This is a genomic window from Dapis brunnea BLCC-M229, assembly GCF_050015995.1.
GTDB lineage: Bacteria > Cyanobacteriota > Cyanobacteriia > Cyanobacteriales > Microcoleaceae > Trichodesmium.
The window spans coordinates 62,742-73,844 of the sequence record NZ_JBNHEP010000026.1 but is presented as its reverse complement, the minus strand read 5'-3'; the positions used below and the strand labels follow the sequence as shown (position 1 = coordinate 73,844).

General features: G+C 36.9%; 5 protein-coding genes and 1 pseudogene. 4 read left to right on the top strand and 2 right to left on the bottom strand.

Going from position 1 to position 11,103, the window contains the following annotated elements:
• A partial coding sequence (locus ACP6PM_RS02590) for a hypothetical protein (protein WP_426581568.1) occupies nt 1–276 on the top strand: 276 nt, incomplete at its 5' end.
• Between the two features lie 535 nt (nt 277–811).
• Nucleotides 812–1,285 carry a pentapeptide repeat-containing protein gene (locus tag ACP6PM_RS02585; RefSeq protein WP_426581566.1) on the top strand — a complete coding sequence of 158 codons (474 nt, stop codon included), beginning with the start codon at nt 812–814 and terminating at the stop codon, nt 1,283–1,285.
• Between the two features lie 78 nt (nt 1,286–1,363).
• Here the strand turns inward: ACP6PM_RS02585 and ACP6PM_RS02580 are convergent, their stop codons facing one another.
• Together ACP6PM_RS02580 and ACP6PM_RS02575 are read right to left on the bottom strand one after the other, a co-directional pair.
• Nucleotides 1,364–1,561, bottom strand: a complete 198-nt coding sequence (locus tag ACP6PM_RS02580) for a hypothetical protein (protein ID WP_426581564.1) — start codon at nt 1,559–1,561, stop codon at nt 1,364–1,366.
• 36 nt (nt 1,562–1,597) lie between these two features.
• Entirely contained in the window at nt 1,598–3,223 is a 1,626-nt protein-coding gene (locus tag ACP6PM_RS02575; protein ID WP_426581562.1) for a serine/threonine-protein kinase, read from the bottom strand.
• Between the two features lie 1,122 nt (nt 3,224–4,345).
• On the opposite strand from ACP6PM_RS02575, the gene pheT reads away from it, so the two are divergent.
• Together pheT and ACP6PM_RS02565 are read left to right on the top strand one after the other, a co-directional pair.
• Entirely contained in the window at nt 4,346–6,799 is a 2,454-nt protein-coding gene (gene pheT / locus ACP6PM_RS02570) for a phenylalanine--tRNA ligase subunit beta (protein ID WP_426581561.1), read from the top strand.
• 916 nt (nt 6,800–7,715) lie between these two features.
• Nucleotides 7,716–11,096, top strand: a pseudogene (locus ACP6PM_RS02565) (ATP-binding protein); the annotation flags it as partial.
• Between the last annotated feature and the right edge of the window lie 7 nt (nt 11,097–11,103).

Sequence of the window (11,103 nt, the reverse complement as noted above, 5' to 3'; positions counted from 1 at the left end):
ATATCATGTCCGGTAGCATCGGTATTGTATAGCAAAGGTAGGGAACAGGGAACACAGAAGAGGGAAGAGGGAACAGGGAACAGGGAACAGGGACGAGAGGGAGGAAGGTTTAAGAGCAAGAAAAAACTTAAATTTCCTGTTGATATTTACGCTAACTTTTACACAAACGATATAAACGGACATGATATAAAAAATAGGCTCAAATATAGACAGGCAAAGCTTTTTACGTCAAAAAGGTATAAATCCTTAATTACCAAGGGTTTTAGGCATTTTTAGGGCATTGACGTAATTCCCCTATCTAGACTAACTTTCAGCTATTTTTTGACCTCAAAATGTTTAAGTCCCAATAGATAAGGAGGTGGGGAGTATTTTCAACCTTTTTCCCATATTCCTTCCCTACATCTCCTGACTCCTGACTCCTGACTCCTGACTCCTGACTAAAAACTTAATCGCCGACAAAGATACCAAATGGGTTCTATACTGAAATCTGTCTCCCATAAACCCGGTTTCTTATAACACCGAAGCAAGCGGATGTGATATCAGGAGTCAGGAGGAAAGAAGAAGGAAGAAGAGAAGAAAGTTTTTTATAACTAACAGGACTTACGCAGAACCCTCATATATAGTAGGGGGTTAACGGCTATTTAACCAGACATGATATTACCTGCCAATAACTCTCTAAATTTCACTTCATATAAATTGACACAGTTTTAAAGTTTTATGTAGTTTGTGCTACATTTTTTTATACTTCTGCCACTATTAAAAACATAAACCATCTTTAGAAAACGAATTTTATCAAAAGGAGTCGAACAATATGGATGCTCAAAAATTCCTGAGTCGCTACTCTATAGGAAAACGTTACTTCCGAGGAATTTGCCTCAACAATGCAAATCTGCTTGGGGCAAAATTGACAATGGCTAATTTGAAGCAAGCTGATTTGAGTGGGGCTGACTTAAGTGAAGCCAAACTAAATGGAGTAGATTTTAGCGAAGCAAACCTATCGGGTGCTGACCTTAGTAATGCAGACTTGCGTAGTGCCAACTTAAGTGATGTTAACCTGATTGGTGCTGACCTGACAGGAGCAAAATTAGGACGGGCCAATTTGCGGCGAGCCGATCTACGTAGTGCTAACCTCACTAATGCAGACTTAATTGGGGCAACCCTAGATGAGGTAGAAATGAGTGGGGCAGATTTGACAGGAACAAACGTTAATCAAGCCGAATTAAGTGAAGCCTCCTCTCACTTAGGTGTATCTCATAAGTGGGTGACATGGGCAGGAAGTCATTAGGTTTATAGAAATTCTGAGGTTGCTAATAATATCCCACGTCATTTGACGTGGGTATATGAGAGTAATTCTCTCAATAAATTAACTTGGAAAAATAACAGAAAATTTATCAACATAGCTTTGAACAGGATTATATTTCTGTGTCACTTCCTTAAGCTTCAAAGTTTTAGGTTGGGAAAAAGGATAAATTCCTAATAAAATAGGTAGTAATAGGGTAATTATTGTGGCATAAAAAAATTTTTCGAGCATCATAACTAACACCGGAATTTTTTCGGCCACTATTATATTACATAATAGTATTAAACACCCACTATTTTAGAATCCCGAACCTCTTTTACCATTGGGCATAATTGTCCACCAGTTAGTTTTAGCCATACCTAGTTGACGATCGCTTACCATTGCATTTGTCAGGTTAGTACCACACAAATTAGCACCCCGTAAATTTGCTCCATTCAAATAAGCATTTGTCAGATCTGCATCTTGCAAGTTACAACCAGCCAAACTAGCTGTACTTAAATAAGCTTTATTAAGATTTGCATTTTTAAGCACAGTATCTGTTAAATTAACATGACCAAGATTAGCATCAGATAAATCTGCACCTTCTAAATTAGCTTCATGTAAATTAGCTCCATAAAAATTAGCTCCAGACAACTTAGCATTACGCAAATTCAAGCGACTTAAATTACAATCAGCAAAATCTCTTCTACCTTTGACATAAGCACTACGCAACGTTGCTGCCGTCCATTTAGTTGGAATTTTTCTACTACCAAATTCTGTTCGATTACTTGCTTTGTTTTTTGGGGGTACTATCGTCAAATATCCTTGAGTAGCTTCTTGCTTCATCTTAGCAGAATGGGGTCGAACTTGAGTTGTAGAGTTTTTTTCTAAACGAGTTTTGCGTTCTCGAATTTTTTGAGCAACTTGAGTGCTGGGAGACATCCATGAAATATCATTTTGATTGTCATTAAAAACTGTAGGTTCATCTCGAAATAAAGTCTTGGTAGCATCATCTAGAGTGGGTTGCACCTGTTTTTTCTCAGTTTTTTTTGTATTCAAAGTTGCTAAAAGTTCTTGTGCTGACTGGAAGCGATGTCGTACAGAAACTTCTAACATTTTCTCCAACACTTCCTCAAACCAAGAGCTAACACTCACTTGAGGACGCCAGAGAATTTCACCATTAATCTGATCGTAACCAAGAGTATTTGGTGTTTTTCCTGTCAGCAGGAAAATGGTAGTTACTCCCAAAGCATAAATATCACTTGCATATACAGGTCGCAAAGCCATTTGTTCTGGTGGTGCAAAACCTGAAGTACCGATAGAGATATTTGTAAAAGCAGTTTCTCCTGTACTATCTGATAGGTGAGTTTGGCTAACATGATCTTTGACAGCGCCAAAGTCAATCAGAACTAAATGACCATCTTGACTTCGCCGGATAATATTCGCAGGTTTAATATCCCGGTGAATTACTCCTTGAGTGTGGATATAATCTATCACTGGCAAAATTTCAATGATAAACTTTTTCGCTTGTTCTTCTGTAAATAGACCCTGTTTTTTGACTTCCTGTTTTAAGGTTGAACCACTTACATATTCCTGAACTAAATGAAAATGTTTCTTCCATTCAAAATAACCTAATAATCTAGGAATTTGGGGATGATGGCCAATTTTTCCCAGAGTTTCTGCCTCTCGCTCAAATAATTTTCGAGCCATCTCTAATACACTTGTTGTTGTTGTAGATGGGCGTAATTCCTTGATTACACAAATTGGATCTCCTGGCAAAGACATATCCTTAGCCAGAAAAGTTGCTCCGAAACCTCCTTTACCAAGAGGTTGAATAATTTCATAGCGATCGCGCAAAATTAACTCTGAACCACAAGCTTGACATTTATTAACACTATTTGGATTTTGAGGTTGAGGACAGGCTGGATTTATACAATAGCTCATCTTAATTCAATAATATTAGTTAATTTGATTTTTTCTTGAGACTACCAATCTATTCACAACAAAGTTACTAAACAAAGGCCAATTCCTAAATATTTGACCACACACAATAGGTATTACCTAAAATTTCAGACATTGATAGTAGCTCCCGGTTGCTTTTGAGTCATAGTATATATATTTTTTTCCGATCAGAGATAGATCTGCCAAACATTTGTTCAACAGAGTTGGTTAGATAGTTAACTTGATTAATCTGGTCATATTAACATTATACTTATCTATTATATGAATCCAACTCTATAGTTTTTCTCAAAACACATCTCACATCAAAAAAATGTTGATTAAAATCCCACTCTTAATATCAAATCTGGTTGAATACTTATTATATGGTTGGGGGAGATGTGGGGATTGAAGGCTTGAAGTAATTATAGAATTATCAAGATATATTATATAACCGGATTCTGTATAAGAGGAATGTTTGATATAAATTTTATCCCTCAAATTATCATTACAATAACAATCAAATATATTTTTATCATAGTAGGAAACTATAACTATTAAGTATTAATAAATTATCACTCCGTAGAAATATTTAGCTACTCAAGAGGATTGGGAAATTTTCAGCTTGAGTGTAGTGAGTTAAGGAGAGAGAATTTGTAAGAGTAAGTTTGGATAAATTAAATGAAACCTTCTGTATCAGAAAAATAGATGACACAATTTGGATAAATATTTTGTGACAAATTCCTTTTGCGATTCCCAGTTAAGCCAATCCCTTTACCTAAGTCATAAGTCATAAATTAAAAGTCAGAAGTTTTTTTGGTAATGGGAATTTTGAGTAACCCTCCAAAAATATTTCGCCTTCAAAGGCAGGGTTATGCCACACAATTATTTTGATAAAATTGCTATAATTTACATACCTAAACAAATTATATAGCACTACGCAAATAGTTTAAGACATTTATAAACGCTCAAACTTAGTCAGGGATAACTTCTGACTTCTAACTTCTGACTTATGACTTCATTAAAACCCCAACCACCAGAGAGATAAAATGTTACTTGAGGTCATAAATATGGCCCAAGAGCAAATATCTTGCTCTACTGTGCCTAAAGATTGGAAATTATTAAAGAATGCGTATCTCTCTGAACTGGTTGCGGGAACTGGTAGATATCAAAATTACTCCAGAAGACTTAGCCGAAACTCTGACAATGGCAGGCTTCGAGGTAGAAGAAATAGAAGATCGAAGCACTTGGTCAGCAGGGGTAGTATTAGGAAAAATACTAGAAGCTAACAAACACCCCAATGCTGATAAACTCAAAGTTTGCCAAGTGGACATTGGTCAGCCAGACCCATTAAATATTGTCTGTGGAGCTTCTAATGCCAAAGCAGATATTTATGTCGCAGTAGCTACCATTGGCGCCTATTTGTCTGCCATTGACTTAAAAATCAAAAAGAGTAAACTGCGGGGAGTCCCCTCGGAAGGAATGATTTGCTCTTTGTCGGAACTGGGCCTAACAAAAGAGTCTGAAGGTATTCATATATTTGAGCTGGAAAATCCCCAGTTGGGAAGTAATGTAGGGCCTTTGCTCGGTTTAGATGATGTAATTTTAGACTTGACAACAACGGCAAATCGTGCGGATGCCCTGAGTATGATCGGCGTAGCCCGAGAAGTAGCATCCCTAACTGGAGCATCCCTTAGAATACCAGATGCTTCTGAGATTCTCATTAAAAATCAAAACACCCAGAATAATCTCAAAATAGATATCTCAGAATCGGAAGCTTGCCCCATCTATATTGGTACTGTCATCACAGGAGTAAAAATTGGTCCTTCACCAGAATGGTTAAAACAGCGATTGGAAGCTGCTGGTATAAGAGCTATCAATAATGTGGTAGATATTACTAACTATATTCTGTTAGAGTGGGGTCAGCCTCTTCATGGCTTTGACCAGGATAAAATTACAGCCATCACAGGGAATGAGTCTTTGACAATTGGAGTTCGTTATGCAAAACCCAATGAATCTCTCATTACCCTGGACAGTCAAAACCGGACTCTGGAAGCTGAAACTTTAGTAATTACAGCTAATGACAAACCAGTTGCTTTAGCAGGAGTAATGGGTGGAGAAGAAACAGAAGTTGATGACAATACCAAAAATCTATTCTTAGAAGCAGCAATTTTTGCTCCCATTGCTATTCGTCGTTCAGCTCGAACTCAAGGTCTACGCACAGAAGCATCCACAAGATTTGAACGGGGGGTGAACCAAGCAGAATTAGCATTAGCTTGTCGTCGAGCAATTATGCTAATTACAGAACTCGCTGGGGGAAATGTTACTCAGCAAGAAACTTTTAGCTCCGCAGGAGACCATCTGAGTGTCACCCGTGAAGTATCTTTGCGTCTTGACCGAATTAATGAAATTTTAGGACCACTGAAACGGGGGGAAGGTACTCTATATGAATCTTTTCTCCAACCAGAAGAAGTGGAAGGTATTCTCGCATCTTTAGGATGTGGGTCTGTCAGAAAGGAAACTACAGAGGCAGTAGTCTGGAATGTTATTGTACCTCCCTATCGTTATCGAGACCTAGAACGAGAAATAGATTTGATCGAAGAAGTTGCACGTTTGTACGGATACGATAATTTCTGTGAAACTCTACCAAATAAAGGTGCAGCAGGTTATTTGCCACCAGAACAGTTGGCGCTCCGTAGTCTTCGAGCAGCTTTCCGGGGTGCGGGGTTAACAGAATTGATGCAGTATTCTTTGGTAAAACAAGGTGGGGAAAATCAAATAGCGATCGCTAACCCTCTATTTGTGGAATATTCTGCCCTCCGTACAGAATTATTAACTGGACTTATTGATGCTTTTCAATATAACCTGGAACAAGGAAATGGAGTATTAAATGGGTTTGAGATAGGTCGTCTTTTCTGGAAAGAGGAAGAAAAATTTTACGAAGCAGAGGCGATCGCTGGAATTTTTAGTAATGGTGCCAAAAGTTGGACGCGAGGTGGAAAGGAACAACCTCTGAGTTGGTTTGAAGCTAAAGGAATTTTAGAACAGGTTTTTGAACGACTCTATTTAGCAGTTGAGTACAAACCAAACTCCGAAAATTCTCTGTTGCATCCAGGTCGGACAGCATCATTATGGTTACAAGGCAAATATCTCGGTGTTTTTGGGCAACTACATCCTCAACTGCGGCAAGAGCGAGAGTTGCCAGATGAGGTTTATGTTTTTCAACTTGACTTGGCAGTGTTGGTCTCGGTAATGACTCAAGGAAATATTGTCAGACGCAAGTTTAGTGGTTATTCTACATTCCCTCCTGCTGACCGAGATATTGCTTTCTTTGTACCAGTTGAGGTATCAGTGGATGAGATTAAACAGGTAATTTCTCAAGCTGCTGGTAAGTTATTGGAGTCTATAGAATTATTTGATGAATATCGGGGTGAAAATGTACCCGATGGTCAAAGAAGTTTAGCTTTTAGGTTAATTTATCGGGTGAGCGATCGAACTCTTACTGATGCCGATGTTGACCCGGTACAGCAAAAAGTTAGAGATGCTTTGGTTGATAAACTGAAGGTAAATCTCAGAAGTTAATACTTTTGATTTATTAGGGAGTAGGAAGTAGGGAGTAGGGAGTAGAGGGAAATAATTGATGATTTCTGCCCGATAATTGATTTGATTTTTGATTATTGGAGATGTCTAATAGAATATAGCTGAGTCGAGAAGTCAGGTTTATATCATCTGCTTCCTCTGGGGTAGCTCCGTTCTCAATACAATCAACTGTAGGGGTTTTTAGCTCCGTTCTCAATACAATCAACCGTAGGGGTTTAGTCAGTAAACCCCTACCGAAAATTATTAATTTTATGGCGCTACGCGCTAGGGAATAGGGAATAGGGAACAGGGAACAGTAGGCTGTCAAAGGGTTTCAGGATGGGGAAATGTCCTAACCTTAATGCGTAGTGCTATATTACTAATTCAACAAATTAAATATAATATAATGTTTGTATCTAAGTTTTTACATGATTAATAATTATTCTTGATTAAAATTCATAAAAATTAATTTGATTTATACAAATACTACCGGATTTAATATTATAGCAATCCGGGAATAGGTTGTAATATTTTATCTAATATCAAATCCGTCTGATTGGACATAAAAAATTATCCAATCATCATAACTATTAAGTCTTTGTAATTCTGTCTCCTCCTGAATTCTGAATTCTGGCTCCTGACTCCTTTTGACTTAACCAATCTATGACTGTTTAACCGGATTTGATATAAGTTGGTTTAGTCTCCAAACCCAAATGGAAATTGGATTTGGAAACCAAACTACTACAGCTTTTTTCACAAATCATTTCATATTGCCATATAGCGTTTTCCAAGCTAATGAGGTACAGTTGTTTTTCTTCTTTATTTATTCCTACGGAACCAGAATTACTATTTCCTATTCCCTGTTCCCTGTTCCCTGTTTCCTGTTCCCTAAAACCAGGGAATTTTGTATCTCACCAGTATGGGAATTGCTATATATCTTAAAAAGACTATATCTGAAAAACAAGAGGTGAAAAACATGAACTTTTTCCATAAAAACAACAAATCACCAAAAATTACTAATCCCAAATTTATATTGGGAGCTATCTTGTTAATTATACTAGGTTACTTAGGTAACTTCTTCAAAATACATTTGTTTTTTGGGGTGGATTTTCTCTTTGGTAGTATAGCAAGCTTAATAGTAGTTTATCTTTACGGAATTAGATGGGGCACTTTAGCGGCCTTGATTTCTAGTGCCCATACATACTTTTTATGGAATCATCCCTATGCAATTATTATTTTTACTCTAGAAGCAACCTTTGTTGGAGTAATTTTAAATCGGCAGCGTTATAAAAATATGGTGTTGCTAGATGGAATATACTGGATTTTTCTGGGGATGCCTTTAGTGGTATTATTTTATCGATTTGTGTTGGATGTAAGTACAACACAAACTCTGTTAATTATGTTGAAGCAATCAGTTAATGGCTTCTTTAACGCCTTAATTGCTAACTTAATTATCACTTATTTACCAATACATAAATTAGCTGATTTTACCAGAGAAAAAAAACATTCTTCATTTCAAAAAACTATCTTTAATTTGTTAATGGCATTTATTTTATTTCCAGCTTTAACACTCACCATATTTAATGGTCAACATATAGTGGATACTATTGAAAACGATATTCAAAAAGAACTAATGGCTGCAAAAGCACCTATAGCAAATAACTTAAAATATTGGTATGAAGAACATCTCAACGCTATAGCAGAATTAGCAAAAATAGGAACTCAAGCACCATATCGGGAAAAAGCAACTTTACAACAAAGTATATCAGTAATCCAAAAAACATTTCCCTCTTTTCTGAAAATTTATGTTACTGATGCTAGTGGTAACATAATTGCTGCTCAACCGGAATTTAATGAAGCTGGAGAATCAATGTTTAACTTAAACATATCTGATCAGTATAATCTGAGGGAGATGGCAAAAAAATTAGAACCAGAAATTACAGATGTTCATAGAGATAGAGCTTCTATTACACCCCATGTTGGTATTGTAATACCAGTAGTCAGAAATAATCAATTTGAGGGAATTGCTTATGGTTCCCTAGACTTAAGTCAAGTCAGTAAATTTATTAAACTAAATACCCAAGTAAAGGGAATAGAAGCAATACTGGTGGATGGTGACAACTATATAATTGCTGACAGTCATTCAGTAGTGACTATTCGAGAAAAATTCGACTTACAAGAAACAGGAAATATCTACTACAATGGAGATATTTTTAAGTGGCAACCAAAAACACCAGGAATGGCAGCAATAAAACGGTGGAAACAATCATTTTATGGAGTGAAGGTCAAGGTTACTTCAGATATTGCCTGGTATTTATATATCAAGCAAGCAACAGCTCCCTATATTGAGTATTTAGATACGAGCTACATTAAAAATCTAGCTACAATACAAATAATAGCAGTCTTAGGATTAATTACATCAGTCTGGGTTAGTAAAAGATTAGTAGCGCCGATGTTAAAACTAACGCAAGTAACTACAGACTTACCTCAAAAACTTCTGTCAGAATCAGTTCCTACAGATTTCCCACGGAGTAAAATTTCAGAGATTAATACCCTGACTGCCAACTTTCAGTTAATGGTAGCAGCACTACAGGAAAAATTTATAGAAATTAAGGACGCAAATACAGGTTTAGAAAAACGAGTTGCAGAAAGAACTGAGGAACTTAACAAAAAAAATGAAGCTTTAAGTGTAGAAATTCTCCAGCGTCGTCGGATAGAATCCATTTTAAGCGATCGCGAAGAACGCTATGAACTGGCTGTCTCAGGTACAAATGATGGCATCTGGGATTGGAATATACAAACAAATGAAGTTTATTACTCACCTATATGGATGAGAATTATTGGTTATGAAGACAACCCACTTCCCAGTATCTACTCTACTTGGTCAGATAATGTACATCCAGATGATTTAGAAGCAGCTATTCAAGATGTAGAAGCACATTTAGAAGGAAAAACAGAACTTTATGAGAATATCCATCGGCTCAAACATCAGAATGGACATTATGTATGGATATTTGCTAAAGGTAAATGTATTCGCGACAAGCAAAAGAAACCATATCGTCTTGTTGGCACAATAACAGATATTACAGAGAAGAAACAAGCAGAAGATGAATTGAAAATTGCCAAAGAAGCAGCCGAAATTGCTAATCGAACCAAGAGTGAATTCCTCGCAACAATGAGTCACGAAATTCGTACCCCCATGAATGCAATCATTGGGATGACAGGTTTACTCTTGGATACACCACTCAACCTACAACAGCAAGATTTTGTGGAAGTTATCCGCAATAGTGGGGATGCTTTGTTGATCTTAATTAATGATATTCTTGACTTCTCCAAAATTGAGTCTGGCAAATTAGAGTTAGAGGAACAACCTTTTAATCTCCGAACTTGCATAGAAGAATGTCTAGATTTGTTAGCGCCAAGAGCAGCCGACAAAAAGTTAGAGCTAGCTTATCTAATAGATCCACAAACTCCTGAAATTATACTTGGAGATATAACTCGCTTGCGCCAAGTATTAGTTAATCTTCTCAGTAATGGAGTTAAGTTTACAGAGACTGGGGAAGTAGTTGTATCAGTTACCGCTTCACCTCAAAACCCAGACTTAAGCTCTTCTGAAAATCGGCATTGTCCCATTCCCAATCAAACAGAATGTACTCAACTAAATACTCCCTGTCCTATTTTCTACACAATCAAATTCGCGGTTAAAGACACTGGTATTGGTATTCCACGCGATCTGAGGACTCGTCTATTTAAGCCTTTTAGTCAAGTTGATGCTTCTACAACTCGTCACTATGGTGGCACTGGATTGGGATTAGCTATCAGCAAGCGGTTAACTGAAATTATGGGAGGAAGAATGTCGGTAGAGAGTGAAGTAGGAGTTGGTTCGACTTTCTTCTTTTCGATAGTATTTCCTGCTGTTCCTAATAGTTCATGTCTTGAGCAGGAAAATGGAACTCAGAAATTATTACAAAATAAACATTTGTTAATCGTTGATGACAATGCTACGAATAGGCAAGTGTTGACATTTCAATCAGAATCCCTGGGGATGATTTCCCAAGCTGTAAGTAATGGGTATGAAGCGATAAATATACTAAAGTCAGGGGAGAAATGTGATCTTGCGATTATAGATATACAAATGGGTGGAATGGATGGCATAACTCTAGCTAGGGAAATTCGTCAACTTTGCAGTTTTCAGGAGTTACCCATAGTTTTTCTGAGTTCTTTAGCTCAAGAATTATCAAATATCAGGGCTAATATAAATGCTACTACTTATCTAAATAAGCCAATTAAACAATCTCAAATTGAGA